This window comes from Faecalibacterium hominis (ex Afrizal et al. 2022), from assembly GCF_049545105.1.
Lineage (GTDB): Bacteria > Bacillota > Clostridia > Oscillospirales > Ruminococcaceae > Faecalibacterium > Faecalibacterium duncaniae.
In genome coordinates, this window is sequence record NZ_CP186860.1 from 2064075 (window position 1) to 2088410 (window position 24336).

A 24336-nucleotide genomic window follows, 5' to 3' on the forward strand; every position below is an offset into this window, starting at 1 on the left:
CGTTTGCCCATGCTCTCGGCTGCTGAGAAAAAATCTGCTCAGGTATATCGTTGGCTTCTGGCTTATATCGACGAAAACAAATTTTCCGGGAACCAGCGTTTGCCTTCGGAAAATGCGCTCTGCCGGAAGCTGGGTGTCAGCCGAGAAACGATACGAGTGGCCATCGACCAGTTGGTAGCAGAAGGACTCGTGTACAAGCTCAAGGGAAGTGGGACTTATTTCCACCGGGAAAAAGTAATGACGCGGGATTTGAACACAGATGATGCCCTTTATAAAATCGGCCTTGTCCTGCAGGGACAGGATACAAGTGCCAATTCGGGATTAATCGAAGGGGTTCGCAGTGTTCTGACGCAGGAGCAGGTTGACCTCCATGTATTTCTGACCGATAACAAATTCTGCAACGAACGCCGCTGTCTGGAGACTGTGGTACATCAGAATTTTCACGGTTTCATCGTGGATGGTGTCAAATCGAGCATCCTCAGCCCAAATCTTGACTGCTACAAGGAGCTTTACCGACGTAAGATCCCGGTGATATTCTACAACAACTTCTATCGGAACTTGCGCTGCCCCCGCGTAACGATCAATGACATCGAATGTGCCCATCAGCTGATAGGACGCCTGATGGATGCCGGACACAGCCACATTGCAGGCATCTTCGTGTACGACAACTACCAGAGCGTAGAAAAGTTTCAAGGCATGGCGGAAGCGATGCGAAATCGTGGTTTGGAACTGAACGATGATTACATCAAGTGGTGTATTTCGGACGAAGCCCACAACGAAAGCTATGTCCGTTCCATTGAAAGATTTCTGAAGAGCATCCCTAAATGCACCGCTATCGTCTGCTGCAACTACATCATCTATCGACTGGTCATGAAAACTCTGCAGAAAATGGGGAAGACTGTACCCGAAGATTATTCGCTGGTCTGTTTTGATTATTCCGAAGAAACTTATCGGCAGGAGGATGTTACCTGCTCCGTGGAGCAAGGCTTCGAGATGGGACGTCAGCTTGCGCTGCGGCTTATGGAGATGATTTCCACCGGCGAATGCGATGACCGGAACTACACTTATGTCATGAAGCCCATCCTCTACGATGGCCATTCCATCCGGAAGATCAAAAAGGTAAAATAAAGATTCTCCCGGAGGCAGTACTGCTCTCCGGGAGAATCTCTTTATCGGTTTTGTTGTGCCAGAAAATGTGCAGCAGTATGCAGGCGCGGAAGCACATAGGCAAAGAACTGCTTATACGCTGCGCAAAAGCGGTTGCTTCCAGAGGCATCCCAATCTCGCTTGCATCCGCCCCGGCAGAGCAGCTGATAAGCACATGCTGCGCATTCCGCCGGGCGTTTGCGGCCCTGTGCCAGAAATGTCTGGCTTGTGGGAGAATCAAGCGCATCTTCAACGGTACAGTGGCTCAGATTTCCCAGCTTCCACTCATCCAGAACATAAAAGTCACAGGGATAAAGGCTTCCGTCACCTTCTACGGTAAGATAATGTCCACAGGAACCGGAGGAAGCGCAGGAGGTAGGCGGCATTCCCAGCAGGATACGCAGATAGTCCTCAAAATTGCGAACGCTGATATAATTGCCTCGTTGCAGCTGCTGATACCAAGTATCAAAGACGCCGCACAGAAAACGACCATAAAGTTCCGGCGTTAGAGAATATGCCTGCCCTCCAATCGTATCAAGTGGGTCAAGACATGGGATGAATTGCAGATTGTGCTGTCCCAACTCGCAGAGGCTTTTGAAGGCTCGCTGCGGCTTTCTGGCCAGCTGTCCGGTCACAACACAGAGCAGATTCGTTTCGACCCTGTAGGCATCCAGCAGCGCAAGCGCATGAGTTACTTTATCCCATGTGCCCTGCCCAGCTGCGTCCAGCCGATAGAGATCATGGTTCTCCTGTGTGCCGTCCAGAGAGAGGCCTACGAGGAAAGAGTTGGCTTTGAAAAAGGAAGCCCACTCTTCATCCAGACAAATGCCATTGGTCTGGATGCTGTGGAACACAGAGATATTGCGCTGCATGGAACGCTCCGTTTCCAGAAAGAACCGGAAGAAATCCAACCCGGCAAGAGTCGGTTCGCCGCCCTGAAACAGAAAATGGACGCTGCCGCCTTCCTCTGTGGCTGCAAAAGCCTTTTCAACCAGTTCTCCTGCCATTTCATGGGAAAGCAGTCCCATATTTTTGCAGGCTCGGCTGTTGGAAACATCGTCATAAAAGCAGTACCGGCAACGCAGATTGCACAGGCTGGACGCTGGCTTGACGAGAAATGTATTATGTTTCATAGAGATTCCCTCCGTGCTTCGCAGTTCTTAAAACAAGGATACCGGAAAATACGGGCTTTCGCAAGCAGTAACAGTTAAAAGCTGTTTGAAATAGTAAGAAAACGAATATAGTTGTCCGAAAATCAAAAAAAGGAGAAGAAAACTTGTATGGATGAAAATAAAACATACGGTACACGGTTAGCACGGCTTTGGAAGCTGTTTTTGAGTACGCTGTACATTAGCAGCTTTACCTTCGGCGGCGGCTTTGTCATCGTGACCTTTATGAAGAAAAAATTTGTAGATGAGCTGCACTGGATCGATGAACAGGAAATGCTGGATATGACAGCGTTGGCGCAGTCCTCTCCGGGCGCAATCGCGGTCAATGCTGCAATTCTGGTAGGCTGGCAGGTAGAAGGCTTGATTGGAATGATCGTGGCAGTGTTGGGCACCATCATCCCACCTATGGTCATTCTTTCAGTCATTTCTGTGTTCTACAATGCTTTTGCCACCAATCGCTATATCGCGTTGTTACTCAAGGGAATGCAGGCTGGTGTGGCGGCGGTCATTCTGGATGTTGTATTCGACCTCGGCGGCAAGGTGCTGAAGACCCGCTCATGGGTGTATATTGCCCTGATGGTCGCAGCGTTTGTCGCAAATACGGTGTTTGATGTCAATGTGGTGGTGGTCATCCTTGCCGCTGCAGTATTCGGCGTGGTGCTGGCTCTGGTCCAGTGGAAAAAAGGTGGTGCAAAATGATCTACTTACAGCTTTTTCTCAGCTTTTTGCAGGTGGGTATGTTCAGCGTAGGCGGCGGCTATGCGGCCATGCCGCTGATCCAGAGCCAAGTGGTGGAACAACATGGCTGGCTGACGATGCAGGAGTTTACTGACCTCATCACGATTGCAGAAATGACCCCTGGTCCCATTGCGGTCAACTCGGCAACTTTTGTTGGTTTGCGTATCGCGCAGGTACCCGGAGCCATCATTGCAACACTAGGTTGCATTACACCGGCGCTGTTCTTTGTTTCACTTCTATCCTACATCTATCGTAAATACAAGGATATTTCTCTGCTGCAAAGTGTTCTGGCCTGCCTGCGTCCGGTCATTGTAGCGCTTATCTTTGGTGCAGGTCTTTCTATACTGTCTATGGTGGTGTTCGGAGAGAGTGCAAAGACGCTCGCCAACGTAGACTGGATCGGCATCGGCAGTTTTGCATCGGCATTTTTTGTCCTACGGAAGCTCAAGTGGAATCCCATCCTGACCATGTGCCTGTGCGGCGTGGCCGGGCTTGGACTTCACATTTTGCTCGGAATATAATCTTAAGACAATTTGTCTGTTGGAATCATGAAAATAAATCATTGGGCTTGCAATCAGGGCAGAACTGTGGTATATACATTATACGAAACATTGCTTAAGATGAACGTTCCACCGTTCAATGATGTGTAAAGTGAGGTGCCTGCCATGACCGCCGTGATCTATGCCCGCTATTCCTCGGACAACCAGCGCGAAGAATCCATCGAAGGCCAGATTCGTGAATGCACGGCCTATGCCGAAAAGAATGACATCACTATCGTCAAGCACTACATTGACCGCGCCATCTCTGCCAAGACGGATAATCGCCCTCAATTCCAACAGATGATAAAGGACAGCGACAAGAAGCTGTTTGATATTGTTCTGGTCTGGAAACTTGACCGCTTTGCCCGGAATCGCTACGACAGTGCCCGGTATAAGACCCAGCTGAAGAAGAACGGTGTCAATCTCATGTCGGCTACGGAGATCATCTCCGAGGGGCCAGAGGGTATCATTCTGGAATCGGTTCTGGAGGGCTATGCAGAATACTACTCTGCCGACCTTGCCGAAAAGGTTGTCCGTGGACAGACAGAGAACATCCTGAAAGGCCGCTGCAACGGTGGTCGTGGAACGTTTGGATATACGCTGGATTCCGAGCGGAAATTTCACATCGACCCGCTTGCCTCCCCTTTCGTGCTGGAATCGTTCACGAAGTATCGGGATGGCCTCACGATGAAAGAGATTCGGGACTGGCTGAATGAAAACGGCATCAAGAACCCGGTCGGAGGCGAATTTACTTACAACAGCGTGGAGCACATGCTCAAAAACCGGCGTTATATCGGAGAACTGAAATTCCGGGATGTGGTCGTGCCGGATGCGATTCCGCCCATCGTGCCGCTGGAACTGTTCGATGATGTGCAGGAAAAGATTGCCAAAAACAAGAAAGCCCCTGCCCGAAGAAAGGCAGAGGACGATTACCTGCTGACAACCAAGCTGCACTGTGGTTGCTGCGGTGCGCTGATGTTTGGCGAAAGCGGCACAAGCCGGACGGGAGAAGTCCACCGCTACTATAAATGTGCCACGGCCAAAAAGAAGAAGGGCTGCAAGAAGAAAACTGTCCGCAAACAGTGGCTGGAAGATCTGGTGGTGAACCAGACCATGCAGCTTGTCCGGGACGATGCCGCCATGGAATCCATTATCGCCAAGGTCATGGAGCTGCAAGACCGAGAGAACACCAACCTTCCTCTCTATGAGAAACAGCTCCGGGATGCAGAATCGGGTATCCAGAATATGCTCAACGCAATTCAAGCCGGAATCCTCACCAGTTCCACCAAGGAACGGTTGGAACAGCTCGAAGAAACCAAGCGTGAGCTTGAAGCCCGCATTGCGGAAGAAAAGCTGGCAAAGCCAAAAATCAAAGAGGAATTTATCCGTTTCTGGCTGATGCGCTTCCGTAAACTGGACATGAGCCTGAAAGACCAGAGGCAAGCGTTGGTGGATACGTTCATCAATTCGATTTATCTGTACGATGATAAGGTTTTGATAACCTTTAACTATAAAGAAGGTACACAGACCATCACGTTTGAGGAAGCGGCCCAAGCCGCATCAAAGGAAAATGGTTCGGATTTGGATTGCTTTACTGCACCAGAAAATGCCGTGAAATCGAAAGATTTCATGGCTTTTTTGTTTTGTAAGCCATGGCTGCACGGTTTCTGCACGGTTTTTGCACGGTCGGTGTTATCCATGTCCGATTATGTAGGGCGCTGTATTGCATTGCAATCAGTGCCCTTTTTTGCATCAGGTGAGCAGTGCCAAGCGGAGTTTTGCCTTCATTTCTGGGTCGGCATCCTTGAGCAATTCCAAAAGAGCCGTCATGGAGATGGTGGGTTCGCCTGCGGCGGGTACAGCCTGCGGGCTGGGAGTGTCGGGCTTGGCATAGAAGCCACTTTCGAACTTCTTGCCCAGCTCTACACGGGAGGACTGCTGGATATGAGCGTAGGTGTTCACCAGCATATCCGCACTGGCGTGTCCTGTGGTCCCCTGCACCGCCTTGATGTCACCGCCGGAGATCATCAACTGGTAGGTGGCACTGGAATGCCGCAGACCGTGAAAGACGATGCGCGGGAACTCCGGGTGGGCGTCCTGCCATTTCAGGAACTTTTTGCGGATGAGCACCGGCTCCACCGCCAGACCGTTGGGGAGCCGCAGCAGCATCCCGCTGTTGCGGTATCGCTCCGGTTCGAGGGCTTCTTCTCGCTTCAGCCGTTCCAGCCACTGCTTCAGCTCCTCCCGCAGGGCAGCGGTCATAAAGATGGTGCGGCAGGAGGCCTCGGTCTTGGTGTCTTTCAGGATGAGGGAGGTCTTGCTGCCTTCCAGCTTGTCCGGGAAGATGCGGAGGATGCAGCCCTTGTCCACCTGTGCCAGCGTGTCCTTCTGCACCCGCTGCATGGAACGGTTGACGGTGAAGGTGCCCATGCCGTTGGCGGCATCAAAGTCGATGTCCTCCGGGGTCAGACCTGCCACCTCCCCTTCCCGCAGCGCACCCACCAGCGTCAGGTGCACCGCCAGATGCAGGATGGGGTCCTCCATGCTGTCCAGTGCTGCCCGCATCTCCTCCACCTCCCAGATGCTACGCTCTTGGGTGGTCTTTTTGGGCGCTTCCACCGGGACAGGGCTTTTGATGAGGATGCCCCACTCAACCGCCAGCAGAAAGGAATTGTGCAGCAGTTGGTGGACTTCATGGAGGGTAGTGCCGGAGAGGGTGCGCTTTTGCTGCTTGGGCGAGAGGTCTCGCCGCTTGCCGCCCACATACTGTCCGCAGGGGGTCTTGCTCAGGGTGTCGTACAGGGCTTCGATGTGGTAGGGCCGCAGTTTCTGCATCTGCATCTCCCCGATATAAGGGATGATGAGGTTCTGGATGAGCGCCAGATTGGACTGGTAGGTTTTGGGTGCCCACTTGTGCTTGCTGCACTGCTTGGGCAGCCAGTCCATCAGGAACTCTGCCACCGTCACCGTGGACGGGATCAGGAAATTGCCGGTCGCCAGCTCATGTTCGATCTGTTTCTGGCGTTTCACCGCCTCCTCTTTTGTGGGAAAGCTTTCCCATTTGTCGCAGCTCTTGCCGTGCTCGTCCTGATAGGTGTAGCGGACGCTGTAAGAGCTGCCACGTTTCGTGATATATGCCATAGATTTGCCTCCTTATCAAGCTGCCCGGTAAAGCCACGCATCGAAGCTGTCTTTCGGGATGCGGATGCTTCCGCCTGCCCGCAGGACACGGAACTCGGTGGTGCTGTTGCACAGGTTATAGGCGGCACGCTGGCTGATGGCCAGCATCTGTGCGACCTCCTTTACCGTGTACACCAGCGTCGGGGCTTTAGGGCTGTTGGTCGGAGACTTGACGGCATTGGTTCGAGTGACCATCTCCATTGTAGCCGGATCAGAGTCCGACTGCAAGAACTTTTTCGTATAATCCAAAGATTTCACATTCTCGTACATTTTATTACACATAGGCGTTGCTCCTTACTTATCGTGACGCACCACAGGTTCCTGCGTGCGGTCCTCATAAAATCGAATGACCTCCGGCGGGATGCTGTCCAGCGTTTTCAAGGCGGCTTCATAGTCCTGCCGCAGTTTGGCATCCTCCAGACTCTTCAAGACGCTCCCTTCTTTCGCTTTGTCCAGCGAGGCAGAGAGCGTCTTATTTTTCTTTTTCAGTTGTCTGTTCTCGGCGGCGGTCTCCGTAAAGGCGACCTGATAGCGGTTCAGTTCGGTGCGCATTTTGGACACTGCCGGGATATAGCTGTCCAGCACCTTGCTGATCTCCGCCGCACGGCTCTTACCGTTGAAGGGGTTGATGCCCACCAGCAGGGCATCCAGCTGCTCCTTCTGCTTGGTCAGCTGGGTCATCTCCTTGAAGATGCGGGGCGGGATGTGCTCCCGCCCGGTCTGGCTGGCACTTTCACCCCGTTCCAGCTCCGGGTACTGCTTGACCATGTGCTGCCAGAACTCGTCCTGCCACTTCACAAGGTTTTTGCGGTTGCCAATGATCTCCTTGGCGCTCAGCCGTCCGTCAGCAGTCAGGGGCACAAAACAGAGGTGTAGGTGGGGCGTTTTCTCGTCCATGTGGACAACAGCAGAGAGGAAGGTATCCGGGCGCTGTCTGCCCTCCAAAAATTTCAGGGCGTACGCAAAGTACGCCCTGATCTCCCGGTTGGTCTTATCCTTGAAAAACTCCGGGCTGGCGGTGACAAGAGCCTCTACCACCCGCACGCTGTCCTTGCGGACACGGCAGTGAGCGGCGGCTATCATGCGGTCAGCTTCTTCCCGGTACCTGCCCTGCGGCTGCACCAGATGGAGGTTGTAGCGGCTCCGGTTCGTGTCGATATCCGGGTTGCTGGCGTACTGCTCCTTGGTGCGCTCATTGTGGGCTTCAATGGGGCTGATGGCGGGCCCCTTGTATTTTTTGAACCTTAAAATGCCGTATTGGGCTTTCATAGATCACGCTCCTTCTTGGGGTGTACAAAAAATCTGTACGGACTTCAAATAACCTGTACGGTCTGTACGGCGTACAGAAATCTAAAATACAAACGATACCACGTTTTAATCTTCGTGAATTCGCCGTACAGGTGCGTACAAGTACAGACCGTACAGGTTGTACGAACTTCTTCCGTGAAAAAATGCACTTTTTACGGACAGGGGTGGACAAGCGGCTCGATGCCAACAAAGCCCCGCACCCTGCGGCCACCGGGCAGATAGATGTTGTTGGTGGCTTCAAGGTTGTAACGACGGTCGTTCTGGCGCAGCTCTGCGCTGAAACGAATCGCCGATACGCTGTGGCAGGCGTTGTCCTCACACCACTGCTTATAAATGTCGTAGAACTCCTTGGAGCTGATGGAGTAGTCCGCCTTGAAACGGAAGTAGCCCTCGGACTCCATGAAGTCGATGACATTGTTGCTGCTGCGCTTGATGGTGTCCACGTTGGCGGCGGCTCGTTCGCTGACCGTGAAGCGGAAATCGTTCTGCACCAGCCGGTGCAGCCCTTCCAAACACCAGAGCAGGATGCCTTCCAACTCGGCGCACATCTTCTCCACAAGGAAAGGGTCATCCGTGCGGTCAGCAGGCTTGTCCTTGGTGGTCAGGATGAGCTGGCGGCGAAAGAAACCGTCCGAATGGTCGTACAGTGAGGTCAGCGCACCGTTGCCGAAACAGAGGAACCGGGCGTAGATGTCACGCTGGTAGCTCTGGACGCCCTTGCGCTCCAAGTCCAGCTTGGCTTCGGCGGTGACGATGGTCTTGATATAGTTGGTCTTGGGCAGGGCGTTCATGTCCATATCATCGTCGATCATCAGCAGGCGGCGTTCCAGATCGGCGCGGGCAAAACGGTTGTTCTCCACTTTCTGGACGCTGCCGTTGCTGGCGGCATCTCCCATGAGTCGCTTGAGCACCAGCCCGATGCGGGACTTGCCCTCGCCGCCCTTGCCGACAATGAGCATCATCTTCTGCCCCTTGGTGCTGGGGATTAGGCAGTAGCCCAGATATTCCTGTAAGGTGGGGATGTCGGCATCGTCCAGCAGCTCGTGCAGGAAGGTCAGCCAGCGGTCAGGGCTGGCGGCTTTGGGGTCATACCTCACCGGCAGGCGGTTCTGGCAGAACAGGCGGCTCTCCTGAAAAGAGCCGTCCGGCAGATGGTACACGCCGTTCTGGAGGTGGATGCAGTCCTGCTCGATGGGGAACGGGTCGGAAAAAGCCAGCAGCTTGATGGTCTCCAGAATGTTGGTGACCTTTTTGGACAGGCCGGAGGTGACATATTCCTCGATGTTCTCCAAGATGCGCTGCTTGATCTCGCTTTCGTCCTCCACCGGTCCGTCCAGCGTGTACAGTGTTCCGTTGACGCATTTCAGCGGCCACTGTTCCAGAAAGGCGCGTCCAAACTGGACTTCATCGATCTTCTTGCCGTTGTACCAGTCCGGCCATAAGGGATTGCGGGAAATGTTTTTCTTCATAGGGCAATTCTCCTTTGGGAAAGTGAAGTGGCGGGTCTCACGGTGAGACCCACCACTTTGGGTGAATAAATTATTAGGCGCACTTTGCCAGAGCAAGGCGGTCGGTGCGCTCCTCCAGCATCAGCAGGTACGACCCGGACAGCAGCCGTGCAGCGGCATCGGCCTTCTGCTGGGGCGTCCCAAATGCAACGCAGTCCGTCAGGTGTTCGATGGTCTCGGTCATGTGGAGGGCTTCTTCAAACCGTGGGTCATGCGGCTCCTCCGGGGTGGCAGGCTTATAACGCTCTCGCCAGTCATGCAGCAGGTCAAGATAATCGGTCAGTACCCGCAGGCAGTAGGCGATGTCTGCCCACTGCTCATCTGTCAGGCCACGCTTGGGCGGCAGCAGGGCGATGGCATTGGCGGGCGGCTTGTCCGGGTCAAGCCCGAAGTCGTGTATCAGCTTCTCGGCGGCTTGCCGGGGGTTCAGGTCGAACAGTTTGGCGGTGAGGTCGATGGCATCTCCGTTGGCCCCACAGCCAAAACAGTAATAATAGGTGTCGTTCAGCTTCATGCTGGGGTCGCTGTCAGAATGGAACGGACAGCACACCATGCCATGGCGGTCGGGCTCCATGCCGTACATCTCTCCCACCTGCCGAACGGTGATGGCGGACTTGATCTTTTGATATAAACTCAAAATTTCTCCTTTGGTCAAAGGTTTTGGCACGGATCGTTTTGATCCCTGCCACGTTCAAAGTCACCGGCGTTCCCCAAAATGGGAACTTCGGTGAAGCCGGTCTCCCTTGCTGCCTCCCGACAGGAAATCTTTTTGGACTCTGTGTCGGCCCTATGCAGGGCGCTCGCTCCCCCGATGGGAGGTCTTGGCGGTCTGGGCAGTTCGGACGGTCATTCTGTTGTCAAGGTTCGGTTATATGATTCGGGAGGGCTTTTACGGGAAGCCCTTAATATGTTCGCTGCTGGGGAGTGATATGTTTTCCTTCTGTCTATAGGATAGCACCTCCATGGCTGCTGTGCCGTATATCCATAATGTCGGAAAACAGGTGCAGAAACTGCAAAATTCCACGCTTATGGACAGGAACCGCCGGAAGTGGTATACTGTGCAAAAAACATCGGAGGTGCGACCATGAACATCAAGCTGACACTGGGAGAACGGCTCAAAGACCTGCGTGTGGAGCGGAGTCTGAAGCTGGAAACGCTGGCAGAGCAGACGGGTCTGTCCAAATCGGCATTGTCGAAATACGAGAGTGACGATGTGACCGACCTCAGCATTTATGCGGTGACAACGCTGGCTGAGTTCTATGGCGTGACCACGGACTACCTGCTGGGTGTGACGGAAAACAAAAAACGCCCAGATGCAGTCCTTTCGGACTTGCATCTGAGCGATGGCGCAGTGGACGTATTAAGGAATGGAAAATTCAATCATCGGCTGCTGTGTGAACTGATCGTGCATGAGAATTTCCGGCGGTTCATGACCGATCTGGAAATCTATGTGGATGGATATGTCAGCGCAAACATTCAAAACCTCAATGCTGGTCTGGAAGCGACCCGGCAAATGCTGAAAAAGAAGTATGCAGCAGATGAAAACGATCTATACATGAGCACCTTGAAGCTGGGGCAGATCGATGAAGATGAGTACTTTGGTCGGGTCTTGTATGACGAGTTGGTAGCTATCCTGAAGAACATCAAGACGGAACACCGCAAGGACAAGACCACTTCGGATGGTGCGATGGTCGATAACTTGATGAAGGAACTGGAGGATGCACAGAAACTTGAAGGGTCTGCGGATGAAAAGAAGATCCGAACGGCATTGAAGGCAATCGGCATCAACTACGATAAGCTGACAGAGGATGAAAGAAAGCTGATAAAGAAGATCCTTTATAAAACGGCAATGCTGAAACCGGGGACACTAGCGGGAAACCGGGGCAAGCACAGACGTTGATTATTTACCTTGCGGCTTATAGGGGAAAAACGCTGCTGCGGCAGGACGGGAGAACGTACACCATTGGTTCCTCTGAAAGCCTGCGCTGGGTGGGCAGAGACCGTCAACTGCCACGCCCATCCGCGCATCCTTCTGCCGCAGAACAGGTGCTTGCCGGAGCCTTTCGCAGCCCCTTTTCCGCATCAGCCGGAACCAAGGTGTAACACACTAGACTTTGTAACCAAAGTCGTGTGCCACGAAACCCCGGCGCGGTTTCTTTGGATTCTTCCGGCTATCGCGTTGCCTCCCGGCTTCAGGCAATAGCAGATGCGGGCGTCAACTCGTACACATGATCGAACTGAGCTTTGCGCTTATCACCAAAACATTCTGGTTGCCACAGCAATCAGGTTTCAGGGCAGAAGACATCTAAAGATGCTGAACTTCTGGATCGATCATACCGTCTTTTTTGAACGGCTTCATTCTAACTGGGGTTGAGGACGGTTAAGAGCCGCAGTACATTTTCCAATTTTCCCGTCGGGCCAGAATACAAGACGATTTGGACGGGAGACACAGTACATTTGATTATAACGCAGCATCCCGATTTTATCCAGATATGCAATATGCTTCGCAACCAACACCTCTTGAGTATCCTGGTGAAGGGGTGACAGATCGTGGGAGCCTTTGCCGCCCCAGTCACCAACTGCACAAACAAGTACATCGAAGCGTTTATCCTGTCCAAACAAACGGTAAAGGTAATCGTACCAACTGTAGTCCTCATCGCCGGCCAGAAGATTACGGCGTAGCGTGATATGGAAGGAGTACTCTTCCGGGGGCAACTTGGAAAGAGCGACCAGATTGTCAATGATGGTCCGCAGGGTTCCTTTGCCAGATACATGGGGCCGAGTCTTGTCATGGTTCCAACCATCAAGTGTAATTTGGTAGCTGGTAATTCCTGCCTGACAAAACTGACGGAACAGCTTTTCGTCCAGCAGATAACCATTGGTGGTCATCTTGGCAGTATACTGAAAGCCATGCTGTTTCTGCAAGTTCTGAATCATTTCAGAGACTTCCAATACAGTGTCTTTGCAAAGGATCGGTTCGCCTCCAAGCCATGCAAGCACAACCTGCTTATGCCGTGGGGCCTGCGCAGTGATATACTCTTCGATCTGATCCAGTGTGTCACGGGTCATACTGGCTACCGGGTGGTTTTTGTGGCAGTATGAACACTGAAAATTACACCCTTCAGTAGGAATCAGTGTGGCCATGAAGACATCCCAATTGAATTTTTGAGGTAATATTGGCTTGGGTTGAATACAACTGAAATTTTCTCCTAGGCAATCGGAGATGTATCCAGACATCATATATAAGCCCTCTTGATATTGTAGACTAAAATTAGTTGCCGTTCTTTTTTTCTTGAAGTGAAAGCAACCATGCGCTCTTCACAGAAAGACAGATGCCAATTCCAACTACGGTCATAAAAGCACCGAGGATGACAAAACAAGCCGTTGACCCGGCGCTCACCAGTAGTGATGAGCCAAACAGATAAAAAATTTCAGTAACATTGACGCCCATGTTGAAGACGGAAAGCAGCTCGGCGCGATTGTCTTCCCTGCCGGCAGCATCTACAATGCTGTTTTGGACTTCTCCCAGCAGATAGGATGGAATATCCAAAAAAAGCGGAAGGATCAGCATAAATAGGATAGTCCAAACCGGCACATTGACCAAGCCCAACACACCAAGGGCTATTCCACTCAGAATGAAAAACAGTGCCATCATTTGATTATAGTGTTCAGGCTTGGTACGGGCGAGAATCCGTTCGGACAGCAACTGAATTGCAGAATAACCCATAATAATTGCGGCGAGCCAGGTTTCATTGATCCCGCACAACTGCAGCTTCTCCGCATAGAAGAAATTGATCAGAATGCGGCCAATGTTCAAAGCTGCCAAAATCATTAGAAGCATCCATATCTTTTTCTGCTGAAACAACTGCGGATAGGGAATGTTTTTCTTTTGGCGCGTTTCACTTCTGGGCTGCACTGTTTCCTTGGGGATTTTTAAAGAGGTAAAGACAGCAACAAGGTTTGCGGCAATCGTTGCCAGAAGCAGACCCTTGATGCCAATCAGCGTGTACAGGACCGCATAAGCTAGGGTACTGGCAAAAAATCCGACAGTTCCATAATTGGCGACATGTGCAGATTTTTCAGCGTAATGTTCCTTTGAAAACATAATATAAATATAGCCGCTCTGCGTCCCAGAAGAAAAGGAAGCCGCTGTGCCTTCGAGGATAGCCTGTAAAATAAACAGACTATAATTGCAGCTTACATGAGCCAGCAAGAGGCAGGTTCTCGAAATGAGCAGCGCGATCTGGTATAGTACCAACGTGGATTTATAGCCAATGCGATCGGTCAGCTTTCCGAGAGGAATCTCTGTGAGGAGGACCATAGTAGCCATAATTGCTTGCAAAATGAAGAATTGGCTGAGAGAGATTCCTGCAGTGGTTCGTACCAGTAGAGAGACTGGGGAGAAAAACACCAGCCCATTGAGCAGAGAGGTAAGGTCAAGTGCATCTGTTTTCAGCTTTGCGTTCATTTTGATTCACCTCGTTATATTTGGATTTAATATAAGGAATAAACAGTGTTTTCATGAAGTGAGAAAAAACTTCTTCTTCATATGTACAGCACTTTTTGAAATCGATGTAGACTTGCTTCCATACGACCTAAAGATAGCTAAGGCCAAGCATTTCAGAATTCATGTTGAACCTCCTGTGTAGCGGTTACAAAGTGAGTAAGAAATCGATGTGTCTTGATTATACACCCGAAATCACAGAAAGATCAACTGGATAATAAAAATTCTTGAGAATCAGAAAATGAATCGAAAGAAAACGCAAGATGCTTGCCTACGAGGTTTTCTGGATAGATAGACGGGCATTGTCGGTAGGATTTGCGCTGAGTCTTACACTAAAGGAGCGTTTTACGCTGACATTTCAGGATTTACGCTGAAAATACGCTGACTTGGTATGGTTTACGCTGAATTTGCGCTGAAAACGCGCAATCGCGCGAACAAAGCGCGAATAAATCCGGCTGACCGCGAATAAACCGCGATCAAAAATCGCACGGCGTGCATTCTTCATGTGTGGGAAGATGCGGCGTGAAGGTGAGAACTTGTAAAAATAAACTGTAATACGATTGAATTTTGGAAAGGCGGAATCGCACGCTGGAATGCACGCGTGCAATGTTGCCTGAATAAAAGCCGGCAATAAAAACGCGCGCCGCGCGATTAGCGGTTTTACCGCGCGTTTTCTGTGGCTCAATCCTCCAGCCTGCCGTGGTCACACCCCAGCGACAGGTAGTGCTCCATCTCCCCTTTCAGCACCATCTGGGCATACTCTAGTGGCTTATTATAGAGCAGCCAGTCCAGTTCTGCCCGCTGTGCCGGGGTATTGCCGTACTCGTCCTCCACGGCGATGCAGTCGATGGCAAGAGTGGTGCCATCCTCGAACCGGGCTTCCACCCGGTTGGTGTCCATGTTGTAGCGGCAGGAAAGCAATTTCGTCATAGTCGTATCCTCCAAGACTTGATTTTTGGGGTGCAGTCACGCGAACCAATGCCGTCAAGTCGTTGTCGGATGAAGTGGTTTTTAGTTTGTCCGGGAGTAAGTGCACGGTTTCTGCACGGTTTTTGCACGGTTTCAAAACGTGCAAAGGGTGCAAATCGTTGCAAAATCAGACAAAGGGTGCAGAAACTCGAAGCTCAAAACCTGCGATGCTTCGCAAAGAATTGACGTTAAAACGTAACTTCCAAAAATTGAGGGAATCGCCCGGCGTGCGCTACGAATCAGTAGGCCGGGGGTTCGAGTCCCTTCCATCGCACCAAACCATGAAAATCCGAACCTTTTCTCGATAGGAGAAGGGTTCGGATTTTTTGTTTTCTTTGGAAAGCAGAACGAAGGTGCTTTTCCAACCGCTGTGTGTCCAAAACCTTATCAAAAAAGACGTATCACAAAAGTCACAACTGTAAAGGTGCCGTAAGGCAGAAAGGACACGATTATGAAGTACGCTGAAAGCGTTTGCAAGTTCAACATGGACACCGGCTGCGTGGAACTGCTGCTCCGGGATGGCAGAAAAATTTCCATCGACTGTACCGGGGTCGAAGATGCGCTGGATGTCACCATGGCACAGCAGTCAGAACTGGACTATCTCATCTACAATGACCCGCTGGCGTATGCTGAGTTGATTTTGAACGGTGAGCCGGAAGAATATCTGAGGAATGTAGCAGGAAGTCACGGGTTAGAAGATTGAGATAAGAGAAAGACGTGCCGCACAAAACGCAGCACGTCCTTCTCTTAATAGACAAAAATGCAAGAATCAGTAGCAAAAATGCACATGATTTGTTTTCATTTTTCTGTACATAATAAGATTTTTACTGAGATTTAGCTTTCTGATGAGATTTTCCTCGGAAAGTATGCCCTCAGTGTAAAGTTCATATATAAGAATCCACGAGCGAGCGTTTTCGGAAAGTATATGCTTTTGAGAATCTGATAGAATACCTTTTCTTAGTAACATTATTTGTGCAAGCTCATTCGAACTTGCAACGATCTTATCGATCAGAGAATTTCCGGTGGAGAGAGTTTGGGTCTCTAATAAAATATAGAGAATCCATATAACCTCCAGATCATATTCTTTAGAGAGACAGGCTAAAAGCATTGTTGATAATTGTTCTTTTTCGTGAGCGTCTAACGGTTCCGATTCAACGCTTTTAAGAATTAAAGAACAAGCTTTTGTAAGAGATCGGTCATTATTGGTAAGAATTGTAAACAAGTACGCTCGATACAATTTTTTATCCTGTTCCACCTGAAAGTGAATAGGAGCAGCTTCTATGCTTTTAAGAAGATAACGAATCGCACCTTTCGTTCCGGAGATTTCAAAATTAAAAAAGCTATTAAATAAACTCATTAAATCCGGAACACTAGATGTATCTGGTCTAACACTCAAAACTTCTCTATATGAAGATATGACCTTTTCTAGATTTTCACTTACATAGTATGGGAAATCGAGAATCTCGGTTTTTTCATAGTTCAGTGTGAAACCATATTTTTTTAATACACTTGCAAATTTACTAATGACCTGCTCTTCATCATCGGAGTGAAGATACACCTCATAATCATCGACATATCGAGAATAATTTAGCCCCAGTTCATGAAGGTCTTGATCTATCCTTGTCATCATGCCTTCTGCTATGATTTTCGAGGAAAGTGGTCCAACAAGAAGTCCGTTGGTTTGATTCAAATTTTGTCTACGATAAATTGAATCCAAGTCACTGTATGTTTTGTAAAGTTCGCTTGATTCTTCATTATTTTGGTGATGATGATATTGAATATTTGTCTCATCTAATCCCAAAATAATCACAGGAATCATATGAAGATAAAAACTTGAGAAAAAATTTGAAATATCAAGTTTTAAAACTTTTTTTGCGCCACTTGCTCTAATTATTTTCGTAGCAAGATTTGAAATATAGTTTGATGGAATTTGACCATTTTCTTCTCTCATCGCTCCAGCTAAACCATAGGACTGTTCATGACGCATAATCGAATTGTCTTCCCCTAAAATAGGAGAAAAAGAACAATCATTGCCTGCGGTAAATTCTACCAAATCTTTGATGATGTGGTGGTCTTTCATATAAGCGTGAGTCACTGCATATGCACCAATCTCTGGAATACTAATCGTTCGCCGAGCATCATTTTGATTAAAGCGGCTCATATTGAAATTGTATGGAGGAATCAAGTCGCATTTAGCCCCCGGCAAGTGATGAAAGACATCTGAATTTAGTTGAAAGCACGGCGGCAGATATTCCGAGAAAAAACCTGTGTCACGAATTTTCTTATCAAGATTGGCGTATTCTTCGGTAGATAAAGGCATTGATTGAATCACTCTCCTACTTTGTTTTGAAACGATAAGACTAATTTTATTAAATACTATCCAATCTCAAAGGTCAAGAAAAATGATAAACTTCTGACAAAGCAAAAAACAGGGTGCGCCCCTGAATAGGACGCACCCTGCCAAAAGCCACAGACAATAGCGATATGTACAGCAGGGAGTCCCCCAACGGGAACTTCCTGTTTTTCGTTGGTTGTATGATGAGCCTGTTCCGCCTGCCATGCGGCAAACTCCCGCTGACCTTCCTCGCTGTTCCAGCAGGCAAGGATGGCCGGATAGAATGCCCGCGCCAGACGGTCAATGACTTCATCGGGGTAAGGGGAAGTGTTTGTGGACTTTTTCTTTTTGTTCAAACGCACGCTCCTTTGATCGTCCCACCGTGGCAAAGTCGGGCGAGAAAATCAAAGTTCCAATTTCATATCAGGCGCAAGGGCGCGGAAGTTTTCCACCCTGCACTTGCGGCTGGTGGCTCATTGATGGCTTACAAGTGCCTGTCGTTATGCGATTTCTTTATCGTTCAGCATTTCTTCAAACTGTGCCATATACGCTTTGTGCTGCTTGAGGATTTTTAGCGTTTCAGTTTTGGCGTAGGAATCGTCTGGCAGCTTAGGCAAGTATCTCATCAAAAAATCAAAGTCCTGCTGAATCCGCCGAACAGCGACTTCCAGCGCGGAGTAGTTGATTCCAGAGTAGTGTGAGTAGCTCGACTGCGGAGCGGGACGGTCTTCCGGGTGCAGAATCTCGTGCACGATCTGCTTGCGGTTCGGAAAATCAGCTCTGGCGAGGCGGTGCATATCGGCATCACGGACTTTGAATTGCCCGGACAGGATTTTCTCCTGCATACCGGGCACCATCTGTTCCATGATCTCTACGCCACACATGAATTTTTCAGAACGGGCAACGTAGGATTCGCTGACATTGTTCCGCTCCGCAATCTGCTTGCGGATGCTCGCTTCCGCAGAGGCGGGAGGAATTGTGTCAATTTGACACAATTCCTCCGGGGCGGTTTTCTTGGCAGCAGCCGTGTGCTGGTTATTGCCGTTTCCACCGGGCTTCCGATGCTCCACACTGTACTGCTTTCCAATGAGGAACTTCTTCTGCTCCGGGGTCAGATTGCGCCGCCCCAACTGGTTCTTACAAATCCAAGCGAGGACTTCTTCTCTGCTTTCAAACGGGAGCGGCATGGTGGAGAAAGAGATTTCGGGATGCTCCTGAACGATCTCATAACGATTGTGGCCGTCAACAAGTGTATTGTTCCAAACGATCAAAGGAGAGAGCAGCTTGCCCTCTTTGAGGATATTTTCTTCAAGCTGCTTAAATTCATCATCGGTCAGAGGGGGAATCTGGGACTGGAACTCCGGGTCGATTTTCAAGTTGATCATACGCACACTCCTTTATCTCTCCTGCTGCGCCTGTTCTTCCTCCCGGAAAAAGGACGCAACATTCTGCTTTGCAGTTTTCAGCTTGAGCAGTTCTTCCTTGGTTTCCTTGTACTGCTCATAGAACTTTGCCTTTTCGGATGCAAGCTGCGCATACTCGGCTTCCAGCTTTTTCGGGCTGGGCAGCTTGGTGATGTCGTTTGCCTTAAAATAGGCTGCTGCCGCCCGGTGCGCTGTCAGCTCTGCACGGTGCTGTTCTTCAAAGGCTGCTGGTCGTTTTGCAGTTTTTAACTGCTGTGCGATGTTCTTGGTGTTGGTGTGGGCTGCGATGTGATAGCGCAGCTCTTTGTTGACCTTCATGCGACCTTCGAGGTCTTTCACCACTGCCAGCGAGTCGTGATACTTGGTTTCCAGTTCGGCGATGCGCTGGTTCAAGGCGTCCTCGTCGGTCAAGTTCTTTTCCTGCAGAAGATTCACGGTCTGTGCCATAACTTTGAGATTGTGTTTCGTGAGCCAACGCTTATAGCCGATGCCCTTGCCCTCGGTCATCCTCGACTGGATGTCGATCAGTTTCCCGATAGTATCCTGTTTGAACTGAACCTTGGGTTTGCGTTCGGCGTTTGCCTGCAACGTGGCAAGCACTGCCACCTTGTCGAACTTGTCCCCGAGATGTTTCGCTCGGATGAACTTCGTTCTGCCAGCGGGCAGAAAGCTAAGCTGTCCACGGCTTTCCTTGACGGCAATGCCGTACTGCTGCATGAGCTTGTCAGAAAAATCTTCAAAACTCGTTGTGCGGTACAACACCGAAGAAATCTGTTTCCGCAGGGTATCTTTTACAGTTTCAAACTTCTTCTGCCGGGGCTGCTGTCCAGCTGCGGTGAGGGCTGCGTTTTCACGGTCAAGTTTCAACTGGCCGCGCCTGCGCGCCCAATACTCAGCTTCGCTCACACGCTCTTTCGAGCCGTTGAGCAGGTCAATCTGGTACAGTCCGGCACCCTCGCACAGCTCCATGACCTCGACACGGAGGTGCCGCATGGTCTGGGCGGTGCTGGAGTGCTTCATGCCCTCACGCCAATCGCGGGGCTTCTGCATATAGGGCTTACGTTCCACCTCGCGCATTCGGATGCTGCCGATCACGATGTGGACATGGATGTTTCCCGAATGGTTGTGCCCATCGGGGTGAGTGCAGACGATGGCAGGATGACCGGGAAAATTTTCAGAACAAAACTTCAGGCCAAGTGCCTGTGCCTTTTCCATGGTCAAGCCGTTGTCGGCTGCATCTCTGGGGTCAAAGCTGATGATATATTGATGACTCTTAATATCACCATGCTGGGTGTTCTTGCCATACTTGCGGTTCGCCAGCAGACAGGCCGTTGCAAACGAGAAATCGCCGCACTCAAGGGTGTCGAGCAGGTAGGATTCCCGCAGCTTCGGTCTGCCTTGTTCATCCAGAAGTTGCTTCCCGGTGAACGCGTCGTGCTGGTAAACGAGGTACGCTTCGATGGCGGTATAGTCCGAGTTTTTAGAGCTTATATGCTTGAGCGTTGCCATACAGTTCACCCAGAGCTTTCTCGGCGTTGAGCCGGAATGCGGTCAGGTCTGCAAGTTCGTCAAGGAGTTTCGCCCGGATCTGCTCGGTGTCCGCACCGCCGGAATTGAAGTGCCTTGCAAGCTGGTTGAGATTGCTGCCCACCTTGCTGCACTGGGCGAGCAGGGTGGAAACGGCGGTCAGGGTTTCTTCGCCGCCGCCTGCAACGATGATCGTTTTCTCGATCTTGACGTTGTGGATGGCGCGGCGGATAAAAGTGGAGAGGGAGAGATTCAGGAGTTTGCAAGTGAGTTCCAGTGACGCTTTTTCCTCCGCTGTCACACGGAACTTGATGATGTGCGTTTTGTTGTTCGGCGTGTCGTGGTGCTGAGAATTGCTAGGAATCGGTTGAACATTCGTTTTGGTCATTGTACCTCCTGTCTGTTCGATAACTCCTCGGTGAAGTTATGTAAGCACGACACGCCGTTGCGGTTCGCACCATCAGGTTCGCACCATCAGGTGCGAACCATGAGCAGGGTTTGGGGCAGGCACGCCCCAACAAGATCACTTCGGAAATGCAGACGCATTGCAGAAGTGAAGTCCCGGTGGAACACAACATTTTCAAGAATTGAAAATTTGTGGCCACGGGACGGTTCTTGCCCTCTACCGCTGCGCTCAAAACGCATTTTCAACAAATGTTTCCGAATTGTTAAGACGCAAAAAATAAGTAAAAGGTCTCTGCTCATGTATGGGAGTCACCGTTTGCTCCGAACGAAGTTCCTGCCCCTGTTTGTGCAGCGGCGTTGGCTAAAAAGCCGGTATCCCGTTCGGACGGCTCATGAAATTTTCAAGGTGCGTTTCCAGAAAAGAAAAATACCGCCCACGCAGTACAGGCGAAGGATTTTGTCGGGGTGAAACGGCGGCAAAATGATCGGGTGTGTTGCGGGGCGGTACGTTCTTTCTGGGCAATCATCCGCTGAAAGTGGTGGTTATCACGGCGAGAACCACCACTTTTGTCAGCAGGATTTGGAATAAAGGGTATCATGGAAGCGTGGGTGCGTCAATATGGTTTTGTAAATTTTATTGCGGTAAAGCGGTAGAAGTAGGACTTATAAAAGAAACCCCGACCATAGTACAGCAAGGAAAGAAAACTGTACTGGATCGGGGTTTGGTATGGGGAGGTCTTTACGGACGCTGCCCCATGCCGCCTTCAAGTGTCAAGGTTTCACCGGACATGAACTTGAAGTCCGGGCTGGCAAGCTGGACGCAAACCCGTCCGATTTCAGTTTCTGCATTTCCGTAGTGACCCATTGGAGGCATCTTCACATTCGCCTTGAACGCATCCGGGTAGGCTTGCTGAAATTGTTCCAGCTTAGCGGTCCATGCCAACGGACAGACGATGTTGACATTGATACCGTCCTTGCCCCATTCGGTGGCAGCGACACGGGACAAGCCGCGGATGCCTTCTTTGGCAGCAGCGTAGGCGCTCTGTCCGAAATTGCCGAACAGACCTGCGCCGGAAGCAAAATTGATCACGCTGCCATGCGATTCTTTCAGGTAGGGATAGCATGCTTTCATATAATAGAACGCTGCATAAAGGCCAGAGTAAAGGGCCAGATCAAACTGTTGCGTGGTGTGCTGTGCCAACGGTACTCCGGAAGCCGATGCCTGTGCGTTGTTGATAAGCACCTGAATCCCACCAAAAGCATCCACAGCCTGTCGGACAACATTTGCAACGACAGCTTCATTGTCCCCGCCTGCACAGACATCCGCCTGCACGGGCAGGACTTTGATTCCGTAGTTGCCTTCCAGCTCCTGCTTGGCATCTTCCAGCTTTTTCAGATTTCTACCAGTGATAACAAGGTTTGCACCCTCTTTGGCATAAGCTGTGGCGATTCCATAGCCGATGGAGCCGCAGCTTCCATCTTGCAGAACAGCACGTCCTGCACCTGTAATGATTGCAGTTTTTCCAGTTAAAAAGCCCATCGTATAAACCTCTCGTCAAATCAATTCAGAGCGTTTGAATTTTTTATGCCGAAGTTCAACACCATAGATTCAGTCGATATCCAGTATATTATTGGATATTTCCTGTTTCACGATAGCTTCGCCATACATTTTCAAAGAAATCATCATCCTCCGGGATAGGGCGCGGCTCTCTCCAGTCGGTTTTGCAAATACCATTTTCGTACCGCAATTCCTGAATCAGCGGTTGTTCGTTTTTATCCAGCGCGAACGTAAACGTATCTGGAAGATGTGCAAATGGCTTTGTTCCATTTTTCCTGTCGGTGTAAAGCGCACTGCCCCGACTTTTTCCACCATGTGCTCTGTAATCCACCATCGCTGTCAGGTAGGCTTGTTGACTCAGAAGCATATCGCGCAGCCGATACGCCATTGCGAGTTCTCCGCGATTGGAAACCCTCACGATCGTGTGAAAATTTTTCAGTTGCGTCTGTACGACCTTGCAGTATTCACGAATCTGTTCTTCATCACGGATTGCCGCTCCGCAGCGGCTCATAGCGGCAGAAGCCTGTTTCCATAATGTCCGCACATTGCCGGTTTCTGCCGTGCAGGAATTTGCCAGTTCACTCATTTCTTTCAGTGCCGACGCAGCTGCCGTATCAAAGCAGTCCGGAGCCTCTCCCTGACAACGCGCCGCAATATATTGCGCTGCACGGGTGCTGCCAACCTGTCCGGCATTCAATGCAGTGCCGCCCGGACGGTAAACGCCATGGCTGGCTGCCACTTCGCCTACGGCAAACAGACTTTTTACATTGGTCTGCCACCAGCAGTCGATTCCCAATCCGCCGTTGTTGTGCTGCGCACAGAGAGCGATTTCAAGCGGCTGAGTGTACAGATCCACGCCTTTATCCCGATAGAAGTCGATTGCAGGTTGGTTCATGTGTGCCAGACGTTCGATTGGTGTACCGAAACAGGCTCCCGCTTTTTCAAGATAAACCCTTGCTTCTGGCAGCAGGGACTTATAATCGAATGCTCCACTCACAGGATTTGTACGGTAATCCAGAAAAACCCTGCGGCCCTTGCAGCTTTCAAGGTAAACCAGAATATCAATGATAGAACTTCCATCTGCCACTTTGCGAACATCAAACGGCCACTGATAGCCTTTCAAAAACAGTTTGCTGAGCATATCGTGGACATCGTTGAAGAAATCCATCAGAAATTCTTTTTCGTCACTGCCGTCTGATTCTGTGGAATAGACGCGCGGCAACACCTGCATATAAGTACCTGAAACATTCCAGCGCGGCGCAACAGAAGCAAGGCCATACTGCCATTCTGTCAGATTTTTTCCTTTTGCCCCCGCCTCTAATGCCAATCCTGTTGCACCGTATTGGCTGAACGGATATACACTGTCTGCATACATTCCTGCTGGGCCACCGGTCGCGTAGATCACATTTTTACAGCGGATCAGCACAAAGCGTTCAGCATCATCCTGCGCCGCAGCATTCAGGCAAAGCAGTCCGCAAACAGTATCATTCTCACTCAGCACACGAATGACCTGCATTTTGTCCAGTACAGGTACACCATCATTTTGTACGGCACGTTCCAGACATTCGGTCATCTGTTTGCTGGTGTACGGTCCAACACTGGTAGCACGGCGGCGTGGATCATGGTCCGTTTTATAGCCGATATATTCGCCATACCGATTCCGAGGAAACGGCACACCAAGTTCAACAAGTTTCAGGAAGCACTGTGTAGAAAGCGCAGCTTCGCACAATGCGATGTCACCATCTACACAGCGGCCCTCATAAAGCGTCTGTGCCATTTCACGCACACTGTCCGGGTCGCCGCCGGAAAGTGTCAGCTTGTAATAGGTCTGCTTGTCGCTTCCTGTGTTGCGGCTGGTACCACCGATCCGGTTTTCTGTAATCAGCAGAATATCGTGCTGTCCCAGTTTCCAAAGGCGGTCAGCTGCATTGAATCCTGCCGCACCGCTGCCGACAACAGCTGTATTGCAACGGTAAACCCTTGCAGTATCGTTACCAACGCGGAAAATTTCGTTTTCCATAGGATT

Annotated in this window: 22 protein-coding genes and 1 pseudogene; 6 read left to right on the forward strand and 17 right to left on the reverse strand. The window is 50.5% G+C overall.

The window, feature by feature from the left end; translation table 11 throughout:
• Window positions 1–9: 9 nt before the first annotated feature.
• The gene (locus ACKXGA_RS10020; RefSeq protein ID WP_118659023.1) at window positions 10–1128 is read left to right on the forward strand and encodes a GntR family transcriptional regulator; all 1119 of its coding nucleotides are present in this window, start codon (window positions 10–12) and stop codon (window positions 1126–1128) included.
• Between the two features lie 41 nt (window positions 1129–1169).
• Here the strand turns inward: ACKXGA_RS10020 and ACKXGA_RS10025 are convergent, their stop codons facing one another.
• A complete protein-coding gene (locus tag ACKXGA_RS10025) occupies window positions 1170–2279 on the reverse strand; it encodes an anaerobic sulfatase maturase (RefSeq protein ID WP_015536708.1) in 1110 nt (369 codons plus the stop codon).
• Window positions 2280–2426: 147 nt separating this feature from the next.
• On the opposite strand from ACKXGA_RS10025, the gene ACKXGA_RS10030 reads away from it, so the two are divergent.
• From ACKXGA_RS10030 to ACKXGA_RS10040, 3 genes and pseudogenes are all read left to right on the forward strand, one after another.
• The gene (locus ACKXGA_RS10030; protein ID WP_005941143.1) at window positions 2427–3014 is read left to right on the forward strand and encodes a chromate transporter; all 588 of its coding nucleotides are present in this window, start codon (window positions 2427–2429) and stop codon (window positions 3012–3014) included.
• On the forward strand, window positions 3011–3574 hold the full coding sequence (locus ACKXGA_RS10035; protein WP_015536709.1) for a chromate transporter: 564 nt from the start codon (window positions 3011–3013) through the stop codon (window positions 3572–3574). The genes ACKXGA_RS10030 and ACKXGA_RS10035 overlap by 4 nt, the downstream gene beginning before the upstream one ends.
• A gap of 144 nt (window positions 3575–3718) precedes the next feature.
• Window positions 3719–5209: pseudogene (locus tag ACKXGA_RS10040) on the forward strand (recombinase family protein); the annotation flags it as partial.
• 135 nt (window positions 5210–5344) lie between these two features.
• Here ACKXGA_RS10040 and ACKXGA_RS10045 read toward each other — a convergent pair.
• The 5 genes from ACKXGA_RS10045 to ACKXGA_RS10065 all read right to left on the reverse strand — a co-directional run bounded on the left by ACKXGA_RS10045 (window position 5345) and on the right by ACKXGA_RS10065 (window position 10225).
• Window positions 5345–6733: a site-specific integrase gene (locus ACKXGA_RS10045; RefSeq protein WP_423729412.1), complete on the reverse strand. Its 1389-nt coding sequence runs from the start codon at window positions 6731–6733 to the stop codon at window positions 5345–5347.
• Between the two features lie 15 nt (window positions 6734–6748).
• A complete protein-coding gene (locus ACKXGA_RS10050) occupies window positions 6749–7042 on the reverse strand; it encodes a helix-turn-helix domain-containing protein (protein ID WP_423730401.1) in 294 nt (97 codons plus the stop codon).
• Window positions 7043–7066: 24 nt separating this feature from the next.
• Window positions 7067–8041, reverse strand: a complete 975-nt coding sequence (gene mobV, locus ACKXGA_RS10055) for a MobV family relaxase (protein WP_423729413.1) — start codon at window positions 8039–8041, stop codon at window positions 7067–7069.
• Between the two features lie 191 nt (window positions 8042–8232).
• Window positions 8233–9549, reverse strand: coding sequence for a DNA primase family protein (locus tag ACKXGA_RS10060; protein WP_055187078.1), 1317 nt, complete (start codon window positions 9547–9549; stop codon window positions 8233–8235).
• 73 nt (window positions 9550–9622) lie between these two features.
• Window positions 9623–10225, reverse strand: a complete 603-nt coding sequence (locus ACKXGA_RS10065; RefSeq protein WP_423729414.1) for a CHC2 zinc finger domain-containing protein — start codon at window positions 10223–10225, stop codon at window positions 9623–9625.
• 447 nt (window positions 10226–10672) lie between these two features.
• Between ACKXGA_RS10065 and ACKXGA_RS10070 the strand changes: the two genes are divergently transcribed.
• Window positions 10673–11488: a helix-turn-helix domain-containing protein gene (locus tag ACKXGA_RS10070; RefSeq protein WP_423729415.1), complete on the forward strand. Its 816-nt coding sequence runs from the start codon at window positions 10673–10675 to the stop codon at window positions 11486–11488.
• 455 nt (window positions 11489–11943) lie between these two features.
• On the opposite strand, the gene ACKXGA_RS10075 is transcribed toward ACKXGA_RS10070, so the two are convergent.
• The 4 genes from ACKXGA_RS10075 to ACKXGA_RS10090 all read right to left on the reverse strand — a co-directional run bounded on the left by ACKXGA_RS10075 (window position 11944) and on the right by ACKXGA_RS10090 (window position 15022).
• A complete protein-coding gene (locus ACKXGA_RS10075) occupies window positions 11944–12828 on the reverse strand; it encodes a radical SAM protein (protein ID WP_423729416.1) in 885 nt (294 codons plus the stop codon).
• A 31-nt stretch (window positions 12829–12859) separates the two neighbouring features.
• Window positions 12860–14056 carry an MFS transporter gene (locus tag ACKXGA_RS10080; RefSeq protein ID WP_097778984.1) on the reverse strand — a complete coding sequence of 399 codons (1197 nt, stop codon included), beginning with the start codon at window positions 14054–14056 and terminating at the stop codon, window positions 12860–12862.
• A 394-nt stretch (window positions 14057–14450) separates the two neighbouring features.
• Window positions 14451–14777: a hypothetical protein gene (locus ACKXGA_RS10085; protein WP_178513311.1), complete on the reverse strand. Its 327-nt coding sequence runs from the start codon at window positions 14775–14777 to the stop codon at window positions 14451–14453.
• Window positions 14774–15022 carry a DUF6061 family protein gene (locus ACKXGA_RS10090; protein ID WP_178513315.1) on the reverse strand — a complete coding sequence of 83 codons (249 nt, stop codon included), beginning with the start codon at window positions 15020–15022 and terminating at the stop codon, window positions 14774–14776. Before ACKXGA_RS10090 ends, ACKXGA_RS10085 begins: the two co-directional genes overlap by 4 nt.
• Window positions 15023–15512: 490 nt before the next feature.
• On the opposite strand from ACKXGA_RS10090, the gene ACKXGA_RS10095 reads away from it, so the two are divergent.
• Window positions 15513–15764: a DUF6061 family protein gene (locus tag ACKXGA_RS10095; RefSeq protein ID WP_423729417.1), complete on the forward strand. Its 252-nt coding sequence runs from the start codon at window positions 15513–15515 to the stop codon at window positions 15762–15764.
• Between the two features lie 66 nt (window positions 15765–15830).
• Here the strand turns inward: ACKXGA_RS10095 and ACKXGA_RS10100 are convergent, their stop codons facing one another.
• From ACKXGA_RS10100 to ACKXGA_RS10130, 7 genes are all read right to left on the reverse strand, one after another.
• Complete coding sequence (locus tag ACKXGA_RS10100; protein ID WP_117930065.1) at window positions 15831–17381, reverse strand: RNA-directed DNA polymerase; 1551 nt, start codon at window positions 17379–17381, stop codon at window positions 15831–15833.
• 56 nt (window positions 17382–17437) lie between these two features.
• Window positions 17438–17758: a transposase gene (locus tag ACKXGA_RS10105; RefSeq protein WP_227613756.1), complete on the reverse strand. Its 321-nt coding sequence runs from the start codon at window positions 17756–17758 to the stop codon at window positions 17438–17440.
• A 138-nt stretch (window positions 17759–17896) separates the two neighbouring features.
• Window positions 17897–18781, reverse strand: a complete 885-nt coding sequence (locus ACKXGA_RS10110) for a hypothetical protein (protein ID WP_423729418.1) — start codon at window positions 18779–18781, stop codon at window positions 17897–17899.
• Window positions 18782–18793: 12 nt separating this feature from the next.
• Window positions 18794–20329 (reverse strand): relaxase/mobilization nuclease domain-containing protein, encoded by a 1536-nt coding sequence (locus ACKXGA_RS10115; RefSeq protein WP_423729419.1) that lies wholly within the window; start codon window positions 20327–20329, stop codon window positions 18794–18796.
• Complete coding sequence (locus ACKXGA_RS10120; protein ID WP_423729420.1) at window positions 20301–20735, reverse strand: plasmid mobilization protein; 435 nt, start codon at window positions 20733–20735, stop codon at window positions 20301–20303. The genes ACKXGA_RS10115 and ACKXGA_RS10120 overlap by 29 nt, the downstream gene beginning before the upstream one ends.
• A gap of 756 nt (window positions 20736–21491) precedes the next feature.
• Window positions 21492–22292 (reverse strand): SDR family NAD(P)-dependent oxidoreductase, encoded by an 801-nt coding sequence (locus ACKXGA_RS10125; protein ID WP_128118037.1) that lies wholly within the window; start codon window positions 22290–22292, stop codon window positions 21492–21494.
• A gap of 88 nt (window positions 22293–22380) precedes the next feature.
• Window positions 22381–24330, reverse strand: coding sequence for an FAD-binding protein (locus tag ACKXGA_RS10130; RefSeq protein WP_423729421.1), 1950 nt, complete (start codon window positions 24328–24330; stop codon window positions 22381–22383).
• Window positions 24331–24336: the final 6 nt, after the last annotated feature.

What these genes read in the sequence shown, in the direction of transcription:
- ACKXGA_RS10020 (WP_118659023.1), top strand. Translation starts at nt 10, where the DNA reads ATGCTCTCGGCTGCTGAGAAAAAATCTGCTCAGGTATATCGTTGGCTT.
- ACKXGA_RS10025 (WP_015536708.1), bottom strand. Translation starts at nt 2,279, where the DNA reads ATGAAACATAATACATTTCTCGTCAAGCCAGCGTCCAGCCTGTGCAAT.
- ACKXGA_RS10030 (WP_005941143.1), top strand. Translation starts at nt 2,427, where the DNA reads ATGGATGAAAATAAAACATACGGTACACGGTTAGCACGGCTTTGGAAG.
- ACKXGA_RS10035 (WP_015536709.1), top strand. Translation starts at nt 3,011, where the DNA reads ATGATCTACTTACAGCTTTTTCTCAGCTTTTTGCAGGTGGGTATGTTC.
- ACKXGA_RS10045 (WP_423729412.1), bottom strand. Translation starts at nt 6,733, where the DNA reads ATGGCATATATCACGAAACGTGGCAGCTCTTACAGCGTCCGCTACACC.
- ACKXGA_RS10050 (WP_423730401.1), bottom strand. Translation starts at nt 7,042, where the DNA reads ATGTACGAGAATGTGAAATCTTTGGATTATACGAAAAAGTTCTTGCAG.
- mobV (WP_423729413.1), bottom strand. Translation starts at nt 8,041, where the DNA reads ATGAAAGCCCAATACGGCATTTTAAGGTTCAAAAAATACAAGGGGCCC.
- ACKXGA_RS10060 (WP_055187078.1), bottom strand. Translation starts at nt 9,549, where the DNA reads ATGAAGAAAAACATTTCCCGCAATCCCTTATGGCCGGACTGGTACAAC.
- ACKXGA_RS10070 (WP_423729415.1), top strand. Translation starts at nt 10,673, where the DNA reads ATGAACATCAAGCTGACACTGGGAGAACGGCTCAAAGACCTGCGTGTG.
- ACKXGA_RS10075 (WP_423729416.1), bottom strand. Translation starts at nt 12,828, where the DNA reads ATGATGTCTGGATACATCTCCGATTGCCTAGGAGAAAATTTCAGTTGT.
- ACKXGA_RS10080 (WP_097778984.1), bottom strand. Translation starts at nt 14,056, where the DNA reads ATGAACGCAAAGCTGAAAACAGATGCACTTGACCTTACCTCTCTGCTC.
- ACKXGA_RS10090 (WP_178513315.1), bottom strand. Translation starts at nt 15,022, where the DNA reads ATGACGAAATTGCTTTCCTGCCGCTACAACATGGACACCAACCGGGTG.
- ACKXGA_RS10095 (WP_423729417.1), top strand. Translation starts at nt 15,513, where the DNA reads ATGAAGTACGCTGAAAGCGTTTGCAAGTTCAACATGGACACCGGCTGC.
- ACKXGA_RS10100 (WP_117930065.1), bottom strand. Translation starts at nt 17,381, where the DNA reads ATGCCTTTATCTACCGAAGAATACGCCAATCTTGATAAGAAAATTCGT.
- ACKXGA_RS10110 (WP_423729418.1), bottom strand. Translation starts at nt 18,781, where the DNA reads ATGATCAACTTGAAAATCGACCCGGAGTTCCAGTCCCAGATTCCCCCT.
- ACKXGA_RS10115 (WP_423729419.1), bottom strand. Translation starts at nt 20,329, where the DNA reads ATGGCAACGCTCAAGCATATAAGCTCTAAAAACTCGGACTATACCGCC.
- ACKXGA_RS10120 (WP_423729420.1), bottom strand. Translation starts at nt 20,735, where the DNA reads ATGACCAAAACGAATGTTCAACCGATTCCTAGCAATTCTCAGCACCAC.
- ACKXGA_RS10125 (WP_128118037.1), bottom strand. Translation starts at nt 22,292, where the DNA reads ATGGGCTTTTTAACTGGAAAAACTGCAATCATTACAGGTGCAGGACGT.
- ACKXGA_RS10130 (WP_423729421.1), bottom strand. Translation starts at nt 24,330, where the DNA reads ATGGAAAACGAAATTTTCCGCGTTGGTAACGATACTGCAAGGGTTTAC.